This window comes from Streptomyces sp. 2114.4 (assembly GCF_900187385.1).
GTDB classification, from domain to species: Bacteria; Actinomycetota; Actinomycetes; order Streptomycetales; family Streptomycetaceae; genus Streptomyces; species Streptomyces mooreae.
Genome location: NZ_FYEY01000001.1, coordinates 794,755 through 811,726, shown reverse-complemented (window position 1 = coordinate 811,726; position 16,972 = coordinate 794,755). Strand labels below are relative to the sequence as shown.

General features: G+C 72.1%; 16 protein-coding genes. 10 read left to right on the top strand and 6 right to left on the bottom strand.

Annotation, left to right across the window (positions count from 1 at the left end):
* The first annotated feature begins 113 nt into the window (after positions 1-113).
* Positions 114-650 carry a hypothetical protein gene (locus tag CFW40_RS03420; protein ID WP_088801883.1) on the top strand — a complete coding sequence of 179 codons (537 nt, stop codon included), beginning with the start codon at positions 114-116 and terminating at the stop codon, positions 648-650.
* Between the two features lie 179 nt (positions 651-829).
* Positions 830-1,738 (top strand): Gfo/Idh/MocA family protein, encoded by a 909-nt coding sequence (locus CFW40_RS03415; RefSeq protein ID WP_088796368.1) that lies wholly within the window; start codon positions 830-832, stop codon positions 1,736-1,738.
* Here the strand turns inward: CFW40_RS03415 and lnt are convergent.
* From lnt to CFW40_RS03395, 4 genes are all read right to left on the bottom strand, one after another.
* Complete coding sequence (gene lnt, locus CFW40_RS03410; protein WP_088796366.1) at positions 1,707-3,314, bottom strand: apolipoprotein N-acyltransferase; 1,608 nt, start codon at positions 3,312-3,314, stop codon at positions 1,707-1,709. The two genes, CFW40_RS03415 and lnt, sit on opposite strands and share 32 nt — an antisense overlap.
* Before the next feature lie 130 nt (positions 3,315-3,444).
* On the bottom strand, positions 3,445-3,927 hold the full coding sequence (locus CFW40_RS03405; RefSeq protein WP_088801882.1) for a nuclear transport factor 2 family protein: 483 nt from the start codon (positions 3,925-3,927) through the stop codon (positions 3,445-3,447).
* Between the two features lie 61 nt (positions 3,928-3,988).
* Positions 3,989-5,932 carry an ABC transporter ATP-binding protein gene (locus tag CFW40_RS03400; RefSeq protein WP_088796364.1) on the bottom strand — a complete coding sequence of 648 codons (1,944 nt, stop codon included), beginning with the start codon at positions 5,930-5,932 and terminating at the stop codon, positions 3,989-3,991.
* 147 nt (positions 5,933-6,079) lie between these two features.
* A complete protein-coding gene (locus CFW40_RS03395) occupies positions 6,080-7,507 on the bottom strand; it encodes a GAF domain-containing protein (RefSeq protein WP_306427421.1) in 1,428 nt (475 codons plus the stop codon).
* A 579-nt stretch (positions 7,508-8,086) separates the two neighbouring features.
* Here CFW40_RS03395 and CFW40_RS03390 point away from each other — a divergent pair.
* The gene (locus CFW40_RS03390; protein ID WP_256331614.1) at positions 8,087-8,596 is read left to right on the top strand and encodes an STAS domain-containing protein; all 510 of its coding nucleotides are present in this window, start codon (positions 8,087-8,089) and stop codon (positions 8,594-8,596) included.
* A 108-nt stretch (positions 8,597-8,704) separates the two neighbouring features.
* Here CFW40_RS03390 and CFW40_RS03385 read toward each other — a convergent pair whose 3' ends face one another.
* Together CFW40_RS03385 and CFW40_RS03380 are read right to left on the bottom strand one after the other, a co-directional pair.
* Positions 8,705-9,193: a glutathione peroxidase gene (locus CFW40_RS03385; RefSeq protein WP_088796359.1), complete on the bottom strand. Its 489-nt coding sequence runs from the start codon at positions 9,191-9,193 to the stop codon at positions 8,705-8,707.
* A gap of 495 nt (positions 9,194-9,688) precedes the next feature.
* On the bottom strand, positions 9,689-11,323 hold the full coding sequence (locus tag CFW40_RS03380; protein WP_088796357.1) for an FAD-dependent monooxygenase: 1,635 nt from the start codon (positions 11,321-11,323) through the stop codon (positions 9,689-9,691).
* A gap of 251 nt (positions 11,324-11,574) precedes the next feature.
* On the opposite strand from CFW40_RS03380, the gene CFW40_RS03375 reads away from it, so the two are divergent.
* From CFW40_RS03375 to CFW40_RS03345, 7 genes are all read left to right on the top strand, one after another.
* Positions 11,575-12,693 (top strand): SchA/CurD-like domain-containing protein, encoded by a 1,119-nt coding sequence (locus CFW40_RS03375; protein ID WP_088796356.1) that lies wholly within the window; start codon positions 11,575-11,577, stop codon positions 12,691-12,693.
* A gap of 66 nt (positions 12,694-12,759) precedes the next feature.
* On the top strand, positions 12,760-13,194 hold the full coding sequence (locus tag CFW40_RS03370; protein ID WP_088796354.1) for a cupin domain-containing protein: 435 nt from the start codon (positions 12,760-12,762) through the stop codon (positions 13,192-13,194).
* Positions 13,191-14,459, top strand: a complete 1,269-nt coding sequence (locus CFW40_RS03365) for a beta-ketoacyl synthase (protein WP_088796353.1) — start codon at positions 13,191-13,193, stop codon at positions 14,457-14,459. Before CFW40_RS03370 ends, CFW40_RS03365 begins: the two co-directional genes overlap by 4 nt.
* A complete protein-coding gene (locus CFW40_RS03360) occupies positions 14,456-15,706 on the top strand; it encodes a ketosynthase chain-length factor (RefSeq protein ID WP_088796350.1) in 1,251 nt (416 codons plus the stop codon). The genes CFW40_RS03365 and CFW40_RS03360 overlap by 4 nt, the downstream gene beginning before the upstream one ends.
* Positions 15,707-15,721: 15 nt before the next feature.
* Positions 15,722-16,009: an acyl carrier protein gene (locus CFW40_RS03355; RefSeq protein WP_088796349.1), complete on the top strand. Its 288-nt coding sequence runs from the start codon at positions 15,722-15,724 to the stop codon at positions 16,007-16,009.
* A 1-nt stretch (position 16,010) separates the two neighbouring features.
* On the top strand, positions 16,011-16,484 hold the full coding sequence (locus CFW40_RS03350; protein ID WP_088796346.1) for an SRPBCC family protein: 474 nt from the start codon (positions 16,011-16,013) through the stop codon (positions 16,482-16,484).
* Between the two features lie 56 nt (positions 16,485-16,540).
* Positions 16,541-16,873: a TcmI family type II polyketide cyclase gene (locus CFW40_RS03345; RefSeq protein WP_088796345.1), complete on the top strand. Its 333-nt coding sequence runs from the start codon at positions 16,541-16,543 to the stop codon at positions 16,871-16,873.
* The last annotated feature ends 99 nt before the right edge of the window (positions 16,874-16,972 follow it).

Here is a 16,972-nt window from a genome sequence, read left to right as displayed (position 1 = left end):
GGCGGGGGAGCCCACCACCCGGTGCGTCGCGCACACCGCGCGCAGGTCCCCTCCGGCGGTTAGCGTCGGGGGAACGGCAGTGACCGTGGTGAGCGGATACGGAGAGCACGGTGGTGGACAAGCGGCGGGAGGCGACGCCCGAGGACGGGGTGCTGACCCGGATCGGCCAGGCGATCATGTTGCATCGCGCGGGCGACCGGGAAGAGGCACGCAACCGTCTCTCGGCACTGTGGCACGAGATCGGGCCGCAGGGAGACGCCTTCCACCGCTGCACTCTCGCCCACTACATGGCCGACACCCAGGACGACCCCAGGGACGAGCTCGACTGGGACCTCAGGGCCCTGGAAGCGGCCGAGGGCTTTGTCACCGAACGGCCCGGGAACACCGAGACGCCGGAAGCGCCGAAGGTGGCCGACGGCCCCGGCCCCCGCCACCCCCTCGTCGCCCTCCGGGCCTTCTTCCCCTCGCTGCATCTCAATATCGCGGCCGACTACGCCGCCCTGGACCGGCCTGCCGATGCGCGGGCGCAGCTGCGGCGTGCCCGGGCCTCGGTCAACGCCCTCGCCGACGGCGAATACCGCCAGGGCTTGCGGGACGCCATCGACCGGCTGCAGCTACGGCTCGACGGCACCGCGCGCCACACCCCGTAGAACCGCGGTCCCCACCCCGTGAGGCGGCGCGCTCAGCGCCGCAGCATGCCGTCGAGCGGCTACCCGCCGGATCTGATGCTGCGGGCCTGGATGGGATCGCCGGCCGGTGGCCGGCGGCACGGCACGTATGCTTCCGGCACGCGAGACACCAGGGCCGCGGCGCAACCCAAGGAGCACGAGTGAAGGTCGGCTGCATCGGACTCGGCGACATCGCCCAGAAGGCGTACCTCCCCGTGCTGAGTACCCAGCCCGGGCTCGAACTGCATCTGCACACCCGCACCCCGGCGACCCTCGAACGCGTCGGCGCCGCTCACCGGCTGACCGGGGCACAGCTCCACGGCGACCTCGACTCGCTGCTCGCCACCGGCCTGGACGCGGCCTTCGTGCACGCCGCCACCGCCGCCCACCCCGAGATCGTGAACCGGCTGATCGAGGCAGGTGTGCCGACCTATGTCGATAAGCCGCTCTCCTACGAACTCGCCACCTCCCAGCGCCTCGTCGCGCTCGCCGAAGACCGCGGAGTGGGGCTCGCCGTCGGCTTCAACCGCCGATTCGCTCCCGCCTACGCCCAGTGCCGCGAGCACGCCCGCGATCTGATCCTGATGCAGAAGAACCGGATCGGACTGCCCGAGGACCCGCGCACGCTCGTGCTGGACGACTTCATCCACGTCGTGGACACCCTGCGGTTCCTCGTCCCCGGCGAGATCGACCACATCGATGTGCGTGCCCGGATCCGTGACGGGCTGATGCAGCATGTGGTGCTGCAGCTCTCCGGTGACGGCTTCACCGCTCTCGGCACCATGAACCGCCTGAGCGGATCCACCGAGGAAATCCTTGACGTTTCCGGACAGGACACCAAGCGCCAGGTCGTCAATCTCGCCGAGGTCATCGACCACAAGGGGCAGCCGAGCATCCGGCGCCGCGGCGACTGGGTGCCGGTCGCCCGGCAGCGTGGCATCGAGCAGATCGTCCTGGCGTTCCTGGACGACGTACGGGCCGGCCGGCAGGCGTCCGCCGAGGACGCCCTGCGCACCCATGAGCTGTGCGAACGGGTGATCACCGACGCGCTCGCGCAGTCCGCCTGCTGAGCGCCCGCAGCCCCGCGTACCCGCCGGCGAGCACCAGCGCACCCATCGCCCCGTACACCGCCCAGTCACCGAACCGGGTGTACGGGCTGGTGCCCGCGGCCAGCGGCAGATCGTAGACGGCCGCCGCACTGCGGTCGGTGCCCAGCCGTTCGCCGATCTGCTCACCCCGGGGGCCGTACACCGCACTGATGCCGGTGAGGGTGGCGTGCACCATGGGCCGCCAGTTTTCCGCGGCGCGCAGCGCGGCCAGTGACGCATGCTGGGCGGGCGCCCAGCTGTCCTGGAAGGTCGAGGTCGAGGACTGCGCGACCAGCACACGGGCGCCGTCGCGCGCCAGATGGCGGCTCATGTCGGGAAAGGCGGTCTCGAAGCAGACCAGCGGCCCGATGCGCAGCCCGTCCGCGGCGGCGAGGGGCATCACCACCTGGCCGGTGCCGCGCAGCCGGTCGCTGGGGGCCGCCTTGCCGACCCGCGTTGCCCAGCCCAGTACGGACCGGAACGGTATGTACTCGCCGAAGGGCACCAGCCGCATCTTGGCGTAGCGGTCCCCGGTGGGTCCGTCCGGGCCGATCAGGACCGCGCTCTTGGAGATGCCCGGCCGTTCGGCGTGCGCGGAGTCGGCGTTGATCAGCAGCTCTGCGCCGGTCCGCCGGGAGAGGGCGGCGAGGCGGGCGGCGAGCGCCGGGTGGTCCGCCGGGTCCGTGTAGAGGCTGCTCTCGCCCCAGACGATCAGGCGCACCCCGCGGCCCGCCAGCGACCGGGTCAGGGCCTCGCTGCGGTCCAGGCGGGCCGCGGGGGTGCCGGTCCGGTTCGGCTGGACGACGGCGACCCGCACCGTGCCGGTGATGCGGGGGACCGGCGCCCAGAACCAGGCCATGGTGGCCGCCAGCGCGCACACCAGCAGCCCGGCGACAGCGGGCAGCCGTGTCGCCGGGCGGGCGATCAGCTCTGCCACCGCCGTGTTCACCGCCACCACCAGCAAGCTCACCAGCCACACCCCGCCGACCGACGCCAGCCGCAGCGCGGGCGGCACCTGCCACTGACTGGCGCCCAGCAGCCCCCAGGGGCCGCCCAAGTACTCCCAGGAACGGACCAGTTCGACCATCAGCCAGCCCGACGGCACCAGCACCAGCGCGGCGGCACACCGACCGCCCGTAGCCCGCCGCCCCGCGGCAGCGGCTTCCCCGGACCTCGTCCGCGCGGGCCCCTCGCGCGCCGCCCCGCCCGCCGGGGGCGCGTCCCCCAGCAGCACGCGCACCAGCACTCCCCAGGGGGCCCAGAACGCACCGAGCAGCAGGGCGAGCACGAGGATGAAGATGTGCAGGCTGGGCAGCAGCCACTGGTGGACGGCCAGGATGAAGCCGGTGCCGCCCAGCCAGCCGTCCAGCGCCGCCCGCCGGCGGGTCGGTGCCGACCGCACCAGCAGCAGCCAGGGCACCAGCGCGACATACGCCAGCCACCACCACGACGGCGCGGGGAAGGTGAGGGCCGGCACCGCACCGGCGAGCGCGGTGGCCACCCCCCGGGTCCAGGGGGAGCCGAGCCACCGCGCCGGACGGCCTGGCGGTGTGTCCATGCGGCCTCCCTGGATGCGGCCGGCCCGCTTCCGGTCTTGGCCGGTCGGACGGCCAGTGTGCGCGGCGGGGCCGCCCGGGGAAAGAGCGGCCGCCGCAACGGCCGGACCGGGGGACTCCCGACGGGGGCGGTCACTCACCGTCGACCCATACCTCACGCCACTTCTCGTGGACGACGACGCCGGTCAGCCGCCAGCCGTCGGCGGTGCGCCGGGCGGTGAACTCGTAGCGGCCGGCGCAGGTGTAATTGGGGGCGGTCGGGCCGCCCCCGCCCTCCGTGGCGGGCCCGGCGAGCCGCATCGGGTTGAAGTAGTCGGCCTGGACGGTGGCGGAGTCCCCGGAGGCACCGTCCAGGCGGACGAGGGTGATGCGGCGGTTGACGATCAGATGCTGCCGGATGGCGAAGTGCTGCAGCATCTCGCCGAGCCAGGCGGTGATCTCGTCCACGCCGCCCTCGATGCCGCCCGCGGAGCGGTAGTCGGCCCGGCCGTCCGGGGTGAACAGGGCCCGGTAGCCGGGCCAGTCGCCGTCGTCCACGGCGATGGCGTACCCGGTGATCAGATCATCGAGGGCGAGGCGATCCATGACAGTGGAGTGTTCCGCGCGCTGCGTCATCATCTCAGTTTTCGGCATCCGCAAGGCCCCCGCCAAGAGGCGGGGGCCGTCCGGCGCGGCGTCAGTTCACCAGCGCCGATTCCGGCACGGCATCCGGACCGGTATTCACCCGCCGGGCCTCCCCGGCGGCCTCCCGCCGCTCCTCCGAGTCGGTGAACTGCGTCCGGTACAGCTCCGCATAGCGCCCGTCCGCGGCCAGCAGCGTCTCGTGCGTTCCGCGCTCGACGATTCGTCCGCCCTCGACGACCAGGATCAGATCCGCGGCCCGTACGGTCGACAGCCGGTGGGCGATGACCAGTGCGGTACGGCCCTCAAGGGCCTCGGTGAGCGCTTCCTGCACCGCCGCCTCGGAGGTGTTGTCCAGATGGGCGGTGGCCTCGTCCAGGATCACCACCCGGGGGTGGGCGAGCAGCAGCCGGGCGATGGTCAGCCGCTGCCGTTCGCCGCCCGAGAGGCGGTAGCCCCGCTCGCCGACGACGGTGTCCAGCCCGTCCGGGAGCCCGGCGATCAGGTCCTCCAGACGCGCCCGGCGCAGCGCGTCCCACAGCTCCTCCTCGGCCGCCTCCGGCCTGGCCAGCAGCAGGTTCGCGCGGATCGTGTCGTGGAAGAGGTGCCCGTCCTGGGTGACCATCCCCAGGACGTCGCGCAGCGAGGCGGCGGTCAGTTCGCGGACGTCCACGCCGGACAGCCGGACCGCGCCGGAGTCGGTGTCGTACAGCCGGGGCAGCAGCTGAGCCACGGTCGACTTGCCGGCGCCCGAGGAGCCGACCAGGGCGACCATCTGGCCGGGTTCGGCACGGAAGGAGATGCCGTGCAGGACCTCCTCGCCGCCCCGGGCGTCGAGGGTGGCGACCTCCTCCAGGGAGGCCAGCGAGACCTTGTCGGCGGACGGGTAGCCGAAGCGGACGGAGTCGAACTCCACGGACACCGGGCCCTCGGGGACCGCGCGGGCATCCGGCTTCTCGGAGATCAGCGGCTTGAGGTCCAGCACCTCGAAGACCCGCTCGAAGCTGACCAGCGCGCTCATCACCTCGATATGGGCGCCGGACAGCGCGGTCAGCGGGGCGTAGAGCCGGGTGAGCAGCAGGGCCAGGGAGACGATCGCGCCGGGCTCCAGCCGTCCGCGCAGCGCGAGGTACCCGCCCAGGCCGTAGACGACCGCGAGCGCCAGGGCGGAGACCAGGGTGAGCGCGGTGACGAAGTACGTCTGGACCATGGCCGAACGGACCCCGATATCGCGCACCCGGCGGGCCCGGATGGCGAATTCGGCGGACTCCCGGTCCGGGCGGCCCATCAGCTTGACTAGGGTGGCGCCCGGCGCGGAGAACCGCTCCGTCATCTGGGTGCCCATCGCCGCATTGTGGTCGGCACCCTCCCGGCGCAGCTCCGCCAGCCGCCGGCCGACCCGGCGGGCGGGAAGCACGAACACCGGCAGCAGCACCAGCGCGATCAGGGTGATCTGCCAGGACAGACCGAGCATCACCACGAGGGTGAGCAGCAGCGTCACGATATTGCTGACGACCCCGGACAGGGTGTCGCTGAAGGCCCGCTGGGCGCCGATCACATCGTTGTTCAGGCGGCTGACCAGCGCTCCGGTGCGGGTGCGCGTGAAGAAGGCGATGGGCATCCGCTGGACGTGGTCGTACACGGTCGTCCGCAGATCCAGGATCAGCCCCTCTCCGATGCTCGCCGACAGCCAGCGGGTCACCAGTCCCAGACCGGCCTCGGCGACCGCGATCGCGGCGATCAGCCCGGACAGCCCGAGGACGAGGGACGCCGAGTCGCCGCCCACGATCGCGTCCACCACCCGGCCGGCCAGCAGCGGGGTGGCCACCGCGAGCATCGCGGTCACCGTGCTCAGTACGAGGAACCACAGCAGACGGCGGCGGTGCGGCCGGGCGAAGGCCGTGATGCGGCGCAGGGTGCCGCGGGAGAAGCGGCGTCTGCCCTGCTGCGCGGCCATCGTGCTGTGCAGCGCATGCCAGGCGGTGACTTCCATGTCCATGGGTGGCCTCCGGTGTGCCGGGTCGTCACGGAATCGCCGTGCGTTACCGGCGACATACAAGGAACGTATGACCTCAACCAATGTTGAGGTCAAGCGATTCCGGTGGTTTCACCCGCCGGGCGCGCCGGACAGGGGACCAAAGGCGGCTCAGGCGTCGCACCCGCCCCGGAGCGGACGCTCCCAGATCAGGGGCCGGCCGGCGCCGTCCGGGCCGGTCACCGTCAGCCGGATGCCCGGCCGGCCGTCGGGGAGCGGGGCGGTGACGTCCACGGCGATCTCCACCCGGGCCGGCGCCCGTGACGGTGCCGGTGCCGGGGCCGGGGCGGTCACGTCCGCCAGCGCCTCGCGGAGTGCGGCCAGCAGCTCACGGGCGCCCTTGTCGTCGACCCGGGTGTCGACCGGACCGGTGAACCGGACCGACGGCCGGGTGCCGAGCGCCGCGGTGGCCGCGCCGGCCTCCCGCAGCACCCGGGTGCGCAGGCCGGGCGGGGCCTCGGGCGGTCCCTGCTGCAGCGCGATGATGGCCGTTCTGATCTCCTGGATCGTGGCCTCCAGTTCGTCGACCGCCTGGCCCACCCCCTCCCGCACCTCCGGCACCAGCGCCTTGCGCCGGGCGGTCTCCAGCAGCATCCCGGTGGCGAACAGCCGCTGGATGACCAGATCGTGCAGATCGCGGGCGATGCGGTCGCGGTCCTCGAAGACGGCCAGCCGCTCGCGGTCCCGGTGCCGGTCGGCCAGCACGAGCGCCACCGCGGCCTGCGCGGCGAACTGCGTGCCCAGGGTCCGTTCGGTGTGGCTGAAGCGGCGGTCGCCGGACATCCGGCACAGTGCGAGGGCGCCCAGCACCCGCCCGCTGCTGCGCAGTGGCAGCAGCATCGCCGGGCCGTAGTGCCGCGATATCGGGGAGACCGAGCGCGGGTCGTCGGCGAAGTCGTCGGAGAAGACCGCGAGCCCGGCGTCTATCTGGTGGACGACCGGACTCCGGGGCGGAATCCTGCCGCGGTACGCCTCGGTCCGTACGGCCTCGGACAGCGCGGTGGAGATCGCCACGACCTCCATACCGCCCTCGGCGTGCGGCAGCAGGACCGCCCCGGTCGCCGCCTCGGCCAGCTCCCGGCCCTTCTCCGCGACGACCGTGAGGGCGTTGGCGGTCGTCGAGCCGGTCTCGGGCCCGGCCAGCAGCGCCGTGGTGATGGATGCCGCGCCGTCGATCCAGCGCCGGCGCTGCCGGGCGGCGGAGTGCAGCCGGGCATTGCTCAGGGCGATACCGGCCTCGGTGGCCAGTATCCGCACCAGGTGCAGATCCGCGTCGCTGAACTGCCCGCCGTCGCCCTTCCCCGCGACGGACAGCGTGCCGAACAGCTCCCCCTGCACTTGGACGGGCACCTCCAGAAAGCCTCCGGCGGGCGGCTCACCTTCGGGGGGTGCGCCGTGGGTGACCGGCTCGCCGGGCCCGTTGCCGTCCTCGTCGCGGAGGCTGACGGCGGCGTGGCGCGCACCCGTGAGGGAGGCGGCGGTCTCGGCGATGCGGCCCAGGGCGCGGCCCAGGTCGTGGTCGGAGCCGACGGCCGCCATCGCCTCCAGCAGCTGCGGAAGCCGGGAGACCGGCCCACCGGCGAGCTCGCGCAGGCTCTGCGCGGTGCGGTTGGGGAGATCTCCCGCGGGCTCCGGCGGCTTCAGGACACACCTCTCACTTTCCGGCGGTCCGGACAGTGTAATTCGCCCGAAAGAGTGCTATTGGGGGCTCTCGGGATGCGTGCCCGGGTGGGGTGCCGGGGAGGCGTCGGTGGGCCGGTCACCTGGGTGGCGGTGCAAGGGGTACCCGGGATCCGACAGCCCGCGCTGCCGGTCAGGCCCCGCGGCCCGGCTCGTGGCCATCTATCTTGGCCACGCCCGCCAGGGGCGACTTTGAGACAACCTGAAGCTCAGGCGCACGCCGGGACTTTGAGGGCGCGGCCCGCGGGTAAGCCGTAGACAACTACGTGCACAGCAGCAGAAACACAGGGACTCAGCCGACACACCGCCGCACCACCGACGACCCGGTAACGGGCCGAACCGCCCGGATCGCGCCGGGCGCCCCCCACACCTTCCGAACATCTCCGCCGCAGACGCGTGGCCATATCCCGCGCCTCGGCACGAAAGTGGGCCGGGCCGATGGAAACAGGTCAGTACTACCCGAGACTCGTGGGGCCCAGCAGCGCCCCGGGCGGCACGACCGTGCTGGAACTCCGCGGTGAGCTGGACATTCTCGCCGTGTCGGTGCTGTCCGACCGGCTGGACGAGATCACCGGTACGCAGGGCACCGACCTCGTGGTCGACGTCCGCGCGGTCACGTTCATCGACTGCGCCGGACTGTCCCTGCTGAGCCGCGCCCGCTACCGGACGCGGCAGCGCGGCGGCCGGCTGCGGCTGACGGGCGTCTTCGGCGGCGGGAGCGTCGCCCGGCTGCTGCGGATGACCGGGCTGACCGGCAGCTTCGAGATCCTGTCCGACGAGACCGGGGGCGACGACGGGGGCGGAGCCGCCGGAGCATCCGGATCGACCGCAGTCACGGATACGGCCGCGGTGACGGCCGCGGTCCCGGACACGGCCACGGATACGGCCGCGGTGACGGCCGCGGTCCCGGACACGGCCACGGACGCCGCGGGCACGGCCGTCGCCTGACCCGCGCCTCGCCGCCCGGCCCCCGGACGCCAGGCCGCCGCCCGGCCGTATGCCGCAGAGCGCCGACGGACCGCCCCCGCCCACGGCCCGGCGGCGCGGCACCGGGACTCAGGCCGGCAGGGCCGCCTCGATGGCGGTGACCAGTTCCTCGGCCTCCGGCTCGGTGCGCGGCCGGAAGCGGCCCGCAACCCGGCCCTGGGGATCGATCAGGAACTTCTCGAAGTTCCACTGGACGTCACCGGCCGCCCCTTCGGCGTCCTCGGCGCCGGTCAGCGCCGTGTACAGCGGGTGCCGGTCCGCGCCGTTGACGTCGGTCTTCTCGAACAGCGGAAAGCTCACGCCGTACGTCGCCGAGCAGAAGGTGGCGATCTCCTCGGCGGTGCCGGGCTCCTGGCCCGCGAACTGGTTGCTGGGGAAGCCCAGCACACTGAAGCCACGGTCGGCGTAGCGCTGCTGCAGCCGCTGCAGACCGGAATACTGCGGGGTCAGCCCGCACTTGGACGCCACATTCACCACCAGCAGGGCCTTGCCCCGGTAGTCGGCGAGCGAAGCGGGCTCACCGGTCAGGGTGCGCAGGGGGATGTCGTACAGGCTCACGGGCATGCTCCTCGTCACGGGGCCGCGGATAGGGACGGCCAGCATCCGTGCCAACCGCGCCGCCCGTCCCGATCTTCCCCGGATCGTCGACCGGCCAGGACACGACCGGCCGGATCGCCCCCGCGCGCCACTCCTTGAGCAGCTGGTCGAAGATCGGCGTCTCCCCCTCGGCCGGGCGGCGCGCCTGCGGGGCGGGGGCGGCAGCGCAGGCGGCGGCAGGGCAGGCGGCTGGTGGGGGAGGGAGATCCGCTGAAAGGGGTGCGAGGCGGGCTTCTTGGCGTCCATGCCCGGACTCAACCGGAAATCGGCCCCCGAGTTGCGGGACGCGGCCGGGGCGGTCCCGAGATGCCCCTGCGGTGGTGACGGGCAGAAGATACGTTCGCGCGTGACGGAGGGGCCGGTGGATGTTCCACCGGCCCCTCCGTCAGCGACAGTCTTGTCCGTCACCCCACCCGGCCGCCGCTGTGGGTACGGGGCGGGGGTGCGCCGGGCGGGTCAGCTCCGGCACAGCAGCGCGGCAAGGACCTCCCGCAGCGCCGCCTCGGGGTCGGCCACCCGCCCCTCGGCCCGCCACGCCACGAACCCGTCGGGGCGCACCAGCACCGCACCCTCGGGCGTCGTCCCGTGCTTCTCGGCCCAGTCGGCGCCGTCCTCGGGAGCCAGGTCGTCGTTCGGACCGGTGCCGATCAGGTAGCAGTCCAGCCCGAGGGAGAACTCCTCGTTGGCGCCCTTGACCGCGGTGCGCCACATCTCGCCGTCCGTCCCGGTCAGCAGGACGAAGGACTTCTCGTACAGATCGAGGGTCGAGCGCCGCTCGCCGCCGGCCCGCAGCCACATGTGCGGGGCGCGGGTGCCCGGTTCGCCCGTGAGCCGCATCTGGTCGGGTACCACCGGCAGCGTGGGGTCGGCGCCGACGACCGCGCCCTGCGGATAGCAGTACCCCAGGGCGACGGTGAGCACCCCGCGCTGCCGGCCGCCGGCCGCCCCGGGGGCCGGTGCGTACCCCGGGTGGCTGTGCTCGGCCGAGCGCGCCGAGGCGCGGGCGCTGGTCTCCCGCGCCACCGGCTGCCGCTCCGCCTCGTAGGTCGCCAGCAGCTCCGGGCCCGCCGCGCCGTTGAGCACGGCGGCGAGCTTCCAGGCCAGGTTGTGGGCGTCCTGGATGCCGGTGTTGGAGCCGAACGCGCCGGTGGGGGACATCTCGTGGGCCGAGTCGCCGGCGAGGAAGACCCGGCCGTCCGCGTACCGCTCGGCGACCCGCTCGGCGGCGTGCCACGGGGCCTTGCCGGTGATCTCAACTGCCATGCCCGGTACGCCTGTTGCCCGGCGGATGTGGTCGATGCACCGCTCGTCGGTGAAGTCCTCCAGGGTCTCGCCCGTGTCGGGGTGCCAGGGGGCGTGGAAGACCCAGTCCGCCTTGTTGTCGACCGGCAGCAGGGCGCCGTCGGCCTCGGGGTGGGTCAAGTAGCAGGCGATGAAGCGGCGGTCGCCGACGACCTCGGCGAGCTGCGGCGCGCGGAAGGTGATGCTCACGTTGTGGAACAGGTCGCCGGGCCCCGTCTGGCCGATGCCCAGCCGCTCGCGGACCGGACTGCGGGGCCCGTCGGCGGCGATCAGGTAGTCCGCGTGCACGGTGGACAGCTCACCGGTCTCCCGGTTTCTCAGCGTCGCCCGCACCCCCTGCGCGTCCTGTTCGAAGGAGCTCAGCTCGGTGGAGAACCGCAGGTCACCACCGTGCTCGCGGGCACAGCGCACCAGTACGGGCTCCAGGTCGTTCTGGCTGCACAGGCACCAGGCGGACGGGCTGATGCGGGCCAGCCCGCCGCCCGGGTCGATCTCCTTGAACAGCCACTCGTGGTCGTCGCCGGTGAGCGAACGGGCCTGCAGGATCCCGTGGTTGTCGGCCAGGACCGACGCGGCCTCGCGGATCCCCTGCTCCGCGCCGGCCACCCGGAACAGTTCCATGGTGCGGACGTTGTTGCCCCGTCCGCGCGGGTGGCGGGAGGTGTCCGCGTGCTTCTCGACCAGCAGATGTCTGATGCCCAGGCGTCCCAGGAACAGCGACGCGGACAGGCCGACCAGGGACCCGCCCACGACGAGTACCGGCACCCGGTCTTCGACGGTGGGATTCATTGCGTGCTCCAGCTCCAGGGACGCTTACGGCAGATGGAGCACGAATGCCCGGCTCAGAGCCTGTTCGATCACGGTTCACCTGCATGGCTCACAGATCTCGCGCCACCCGTGGGTCGCGGCGACGATCGAATCCGGGACGCCCCCCGCGACACGCGGCAGGCCGTCCCCACCATCCGGCTCAGTCACCCGGATCGACCGGAACTGACGACGCACCACTGGGGCCATCGGGCCCCGAAGGAGATGCGTAGACGATGACAACGCTGTCGGAACGAATATCCCAGTCGGCCTTCGACGGCTCCCGGCTGAGGGTCGTGCTGCTGCTGGACCTCCACGACGGAGCCCAGCAGGACTTCCTCGAAGCCTACGAGCACCTGCGCAACCAGGTCGCGTCCGTCCCCGGACACATCACCGACCAGCTGTGCCAGTCCATCGAGAACCCCTCCCAGTGGCTCATCACCAGTGAATGGGAGAGCGCACCGCCCTTCCTGGCCTGGGTCAACAGCGAGGAACACGTCAAGATGGTCCAGCCGCTGCACGGCTGTGTCCGTGACACCCGGTCGCTGCGCTTCAGCGTCCTGCGCGAGACCTCGAACGTCGCCCGTCTCGCGCCCGAGCCTCCCAAGGGCCGCCTGCAGGCCAACCCCCGCGTCGGCGACGGGGTGGTCCGGCACGCGCTGACCTTCACCGTGAAGCCGGGCAGCGAATCGATGGTCGCGGACATCCTCGCCGGGTACACCTCCCCGGAGGCCCGGGTCGACGACACCACCCGGCTGCGCCGCACCTCTCTCTTCATGCACGGCAACCGCGTCGTGCGCGCGGTCGAGGTGCAGGGCGACCTGGTCGCGGCGCTGCGGCACATCTCCCAGCAGCCCGAGGTCCGGGCCGTCGAGGAGGCCATCAATCCCTATCTGGAGCAGGACCGCGACCTCAGCGATCCGAACTCCGCCCGGGTGTTCTTCACCCGCGCAGCCCTGCCCGCGGTGCACCACGTCGCCTCGGGCGGACAGCAGCCCGACGGCATCAAGCGGCATGCGCTGTTCTACCCCGCCAAGGAAGGCTGCGGTATGACGCTGGCCCAGATGCTCGCCCGCCAGGACGAGCTGGCCGCGGACGATGCGACCTGCCCCATCGCCGGCAGCACCATCTTCCAGCGCGACGACGTGGTCGTCCGCCTCATCGATCTCCGGATCCCGATCGAGAGCGATCCCGTGCTGGCGCTCGGCGTGCGCGGCCCTCGGAAGACGGCCGTGCTGCGGCGTCTGCTCGACACCGAAGTGGCCGGCGGTCTGTCCAACGACCGGGAACTCGCACATTTCCTGGAGCGCGCCGACATGGCCCTCATCACGGACCGCCGGGCACCCGGCGCCTGAACGGGCCCGGCCGCAGCAGGTCTCTCCCCTCATTCACCCCGGCCCCAGCCCCTGGAGGAAGCAGCCATGACCACGTACCGCCCACGCATCGTGGACCTCAGCGAGACCCAGCCCAACCGCCGGCGCGGAGGTGATCTGCGCGCCATGCTGACACCCAGCGCGGTGGGCGCCACGAGCGGCTTCATGGGCATGGCACTCGTGCAGCCCGGCGAGCGCATCGGCGAGCACTACCACCCCTATTCCGAGGAGTTCGTGTACGTCGTCCAAGGCGCGCTCGAAGTGGACCTCGACGGGGAACCGCACCCGCTCCGCCCTGACCAGGGGCTGCTGATCCCCCCGTACATGCGGCACCGCTTCCGCAATGTCGGAGACGTGGAGGCCCGGATGGTCTTCCACCTCGGCCCGCTGGCCCCGCGCCCGGAGCTCGGCCACGTCGACACCGAGGGCACGGAAGAGAGCACACCGGCCGCACCACCGGAACGCACGGAGCCCGTGTCATGACCCGCCGTGTGGCGGTCACCGGCGTCGGGATCGTCGCTCCGGGCGGTGTGGGTGTGCCCGCCTTCTGGGACCTGCTGTCCGCAGGCCGCACGGCGACCCGTGGCATCACCCTCTTCGACCCGGAGGGGTTCCGCTCGCGTATCGCCGCCGAGTGCGACTTCGATCCCGCGGCCCACGGGCTGAGCGAGGAGGAGGTGGCCCGCTCCGACCGGTACGTCCAGTTCGCGATGGTCGCCGCGGACGAGGCGCTGCGCAGCGCCGGCCTGGACACGGAGAGAGAGGACCCCTGGCGTATCGGGGTGTCCCTGGGCACCGCGGTCGGCGGTACCACGCGCCTGGAGCACGACTATGTCGCCGTCAGCAACCACGGTGCACGGTGGGATGTCGACCACCGGCCGGCCGGCCGCTATCTGGAGCGGGCGTTCTCTCCCAGTTCGCTCGCCTCCGCAGTGGCGGAGCGGATCGGGGCCCACGGCCCGGTGCAGACCGTCTCGACGGGCTGCACCTCCGGTCTCGACGCCATCGGGTACGCCTTCCACTCGATCGAGGAGGGCCGGGTCGATGTGTGCATCGCCGGCGCGTCCGACTCACCGATCTCCCCGATCACCGTGGCCTGCTTCGACGCGATCAAGGCGACCTCCGCGAACAACGACGATCCCGCCCACGCCTCCAAGCCGTTCGACGCCCACCGCGACGGATTCGTGATGGGGGAGGGCGGCGCCGTCCTCGTCCTGGAGGAGCTGGAACACGCCCGCGCCCGCGGTGCGACGATCCACTGTGAGATCCGTGGCTACGCCACCTTCGGCAACGCGTACCACATGACCGGTCTCACCCAGGAAGGCCTGGAAATGGCCGAGGCGATCAACCGGGCCCTGGGCGACGCCCGGATCGACGCCACCCAGGTCGACTACGTCAACGCGCACGGTTCGGGCACCCAGCAGAACGACCGGCACGAGACGGCCGCGGTCAAGCGTTCGCTCGGCGCACACGCCCGCAACATCCCGATGAGTTCCATCAAATCCATGGTCGGCCACTCGCTCGGGGCCATCGGTGCGATCGAGATCGTGGCCTGCGTGCTGGCACTCACCCATCAAGTGGTGCCGCCCACGGCCAACTACGAGACTCCGGACCCGGAGTGCGATCTCGACTATGTGCCCAGGACCGCACGGGAGCTGCCGCTGCGTTCGGTGCTCTCGGTCGGCAGCGGCTTCGGTGGATTCCAGTCAGCGGTGGTACTGACCCGACAGGGTGGGAGGGCATCATGAGCTCCCCGAAAACACGTCGTTCCGTCGTCACCGGCATCGGTGTCATCGCCCCCAACGGGGTGAGCACCGAGACCTTCTGGAAGGCGACGGTCGAGGGCATCAGCGTCCTCGACCGCGTCACCCGTGAGGGGTGCGAGCATCTTCCGCTCAAGGTCGCCGGCGAGGTCCGCGGGTTCGATCCGGCGGATCTGATCGAGGAGCGCTACCTCGTCCAGACCGACCGGTTCACCCACTTCGCCATGGCGGCGGCCAACCTCGCGCTGGACGACGCCCGGCTCGGCCGTGCCGACTACAACGACTCACCGTTCGCGGTGGGCGTCGTCACGGCCGCCGGATCCGGAGGCGGCGAGTTCGGCCAGCGGGAACTGCAACGGCTCTGGGGCCAGGGCTCCCGCCACGTCGGCCCGTACCAGTCGATCGCCTGGTTCTACGCGGCGAGCACCGGACAGATCTCCATCCGCGGCGGCTTCAAGGGGCCCTGCGGAGTCGTGGCCAGCGACGAGGCGGGCGGTCTGGACGCCCTGGCGCACGCCGGCCGCACCATCCGGCGCGGCACCGATGCCGTCGTCGTGGGTGCCGCCGAGGCACCTCTGGCCCCCTACTCGGTCGTCTGCCAGCTCGGCTACGACGATCTGAGCAAGCTCGACGATCCGGCCCGCGCCTACCGCCCGTTCACCAGCGGTGCCTGCGGTTTCGTCCCCGCCGAGGGCGGCGCGATGCTGATCGTCGAGGAAGAGGCGGCGGCCGTGAGCCGTGGGGCGAGCGTCCGGGCCGTACTGGCCGGGCACGCCGCGACCTTCACCGGAGCCTCCCTGTGGGAGGAGTCCCGGGACGGGCTCGCGCATGCGATCCGTGGCGCACTGGCGGATGCGCGGTGCGCCCCGGAGGAGATCGATGTGGTGTTCGCGGACGCGCTCGGCGTCCCCGCGGCCGACCGGGCCGAGGCGCTGGCGATCGCGGACGCCCTGGGCCGGCACGCCTCGCAGGTCCCGGTGACCGCACCCAAGACCGGCACCGGGCGGGCGTACTGCGGCGCCCCCGTTCTGGACACCGCGGCCGCGGTGCTCTCCATGGAACAGGGCGTCGTGCCGCCCACCCCCAACGTCGTCGACGTCTGCCACGACCTTGACGTGGTGACCGGCCGGGCCCGTCCCGCCGAGTTGCGGACGGCGCTGGTGCTGAGCCGGGGGCTGATGGGCTCGAACGCGGCAATGGTGCTGCGGAAGGGCTCCCCGTCCCCCTCGTGAGAAGGAGAACCGCACATGAACGCTCAACTGACGCTCAATGAGCTCGCCGCGCTGATGAAGTCCGCCGCCGGGCTCACCGTCGACCCGAAGGAGCTGGCGAACCGGCAAGATGCGACGTTCAACGAGTTCGGCCTGGACTCGCTCGGCCTCCTCGGCATCGTCGGCGAGCTGGAGAACCGGCAGGGCCGGCCGATGCCGACCGACGCGGAGCGCTGCAAGACGCCGCGCGACTTCCTCGCCCTCGTCAACGCCGCGCAAACCGTCCCCACCGTCCAAGAGAACGTGTCTACGACAGGAGCCTGACATGTCCGGCCACACCGAGAACGACATCACCATCGCGGCGCCGCTCGACCTCGTCTGGGACATCACCAACGACATCGAGAACTGGCCGCAGCTGTTCAGCGAGTACGCCTCGGTCGAGGTGCTGTCCAGGGAGGGCGACAAGACCACCTTCCGGCTGACGATGCACCCGGACGACAACGGCACGGTCTGGAGCTGGGTATCCGAGCGCGTCATCGACCGACAAAACCGCACCGTGCGTGCCCGCCGCGTGGAGACCGGCCCGTTCGCGCACATGGACATCCACTGGAAGTACGCCGAGATCCCCGGCGGCACCTCCATGCACTGGACCCAGGACTTCGCGATGAAGCCCGACGCCCCGGTCGACGACAAGGGCATGACCGAGCTCATCAACCGCAACTCCCGGATCCAGATGGAGCTCATCCGCGACCGCATCGAGCAGCGGGACCGCGAGCTTCGGTCCACCACCGTCAGCTGACGGCCCGCCAGGCCGCGTGCGGACCGCCGCCCGGCGGCAATGAAGGGATCTTTCCGATGCATCACGCTCTGATCGTCGCTCGTATGGCGCCCGGTTCGGCTCCGGACATCGCCGAGGTCTTCCGGGCCTCCGACCGTACGGAACTGCCGCAGCTGGTCGGCGTCTCGCGACGGACCCTCTTCCAGTTCGGTGACGTGTATCTGCACCTCATCGAATCCGACCGGCCGCCCGGCCCCGAGATCGCCAAGGTGACGGAACACCCCGAGTTCCGCGCCGTCAGCGACAAGCTGTCCGCCTTCGTCAGCGCGTACGACCCCGAGACCTGGCGAAGCCCCAAGGACGCGATGGCCCAGCAGTTCTACAGCTGGCAGCGCGACGGCAGCGGCTGACGCGTACGCGGAGCCGAGGCGATCCCCCGGTTCCCGCGCCGTCCCGGATACGGGCAAGGCCGCCCGGTGAGGAGCGCTCTCCTCACCGGGCGGCCTGCC

Excerpts from the sequence above, each read along its gene's own strand:
- CFW40_RS03400 (WP_088796364.1), bottom strand. The coding sequence starts at position 5,932 with ATGGACATGGAAGTCACCGCCTGGCATGCGCTGCACAGCACGATGGCC.
- CFW40_RS03395 (WP_306427421.1), bottom strand. The coding sequence starts at position 7,507 with ATGGCGGCCGTCGGCTCCGACCACGACCTGGGCCGCGCCCTGGGCCGC.
- CFW40_RS03390 (WP_256331614.1), top strand. The coding sequence starts at position 8,087 with ATGGAAACAGGTCAGTACTACCCGAGACTCGTGGGGCCCAGCAGCGCC.
- CFW40_RS03375 (WP_088796356.1), top strand. The coding sequence starts at position 11,575 with ATGACAACGCTGTCGGAACGAATATCCCAGTCGGCCTTCGACGGCTCC.
- CFW40_RS03350 (WP_088796346.1), top strand. The coding sequence starts at position 16,011 with ATGTCCGGCCACACCGAGAACGACATCACCATCGCGGCGCCGCTCGAC.
- CFW40_RS03345 (WP_088796345.1), top strand. The coding sequence starts at position 16,541 with ATGCATCACGCTCTGATCGTCGCTCGTATGGCGCCCGGTTCGGCTCCG.
- CFW40_RS03370 (WP_088796354.1), top strand. The coding sequence starts at position 12,760 with ATGACCACGTACCGCCCACGCATCGTGGACCTCAGCGAGACCCAGCCC.
- CFW40_RS03360 (WP_088796350.1), top strand. The coding sequence starts at position 14,456 with ATGAGCTCCCCGAAAACACGTCGTTCCGTCGTCACCGGCATCGGTGTC.
- lnt (WP_088796366.1), bottom strand. The coding sequence starts at position 3,314 with ATGGACACACCGCCAGGCCGTCCGGCGCGGTGGCTCGGCTCCCCCTGG.
- CFW40_RS03355 (WP_088796349.1), top strand. The coding sequence starts at position 15,722 with ATGAACGCTCAACTGACGCTCAATGAGCTCGCCGCGCTGATGAAGTCC.
- CFW40_RS03380 (WP_088796357.1), bottom strand. The coding sequence starts at position 11,323 with ATGAATCCCACCGTCGAAGACCGGGTGCCGGTACTCGTCGTGGGCGGG.
- CFW40_RS03365 (WP_088796353.1), top strand. The coding sequence starts at position 13,191 with ATGACCCGCCGTGTGGCGGTCACCGGCGTCGGGATCGTCGCTCCGGGC.
- CFW40_RS03405 (WP_088801882.1), bottom strand. The coding sequence starts at position 3,927 with ATGACGCAGCGCGCGGAACACTCCACTGTCATGGATCGCCTCGCCCTC.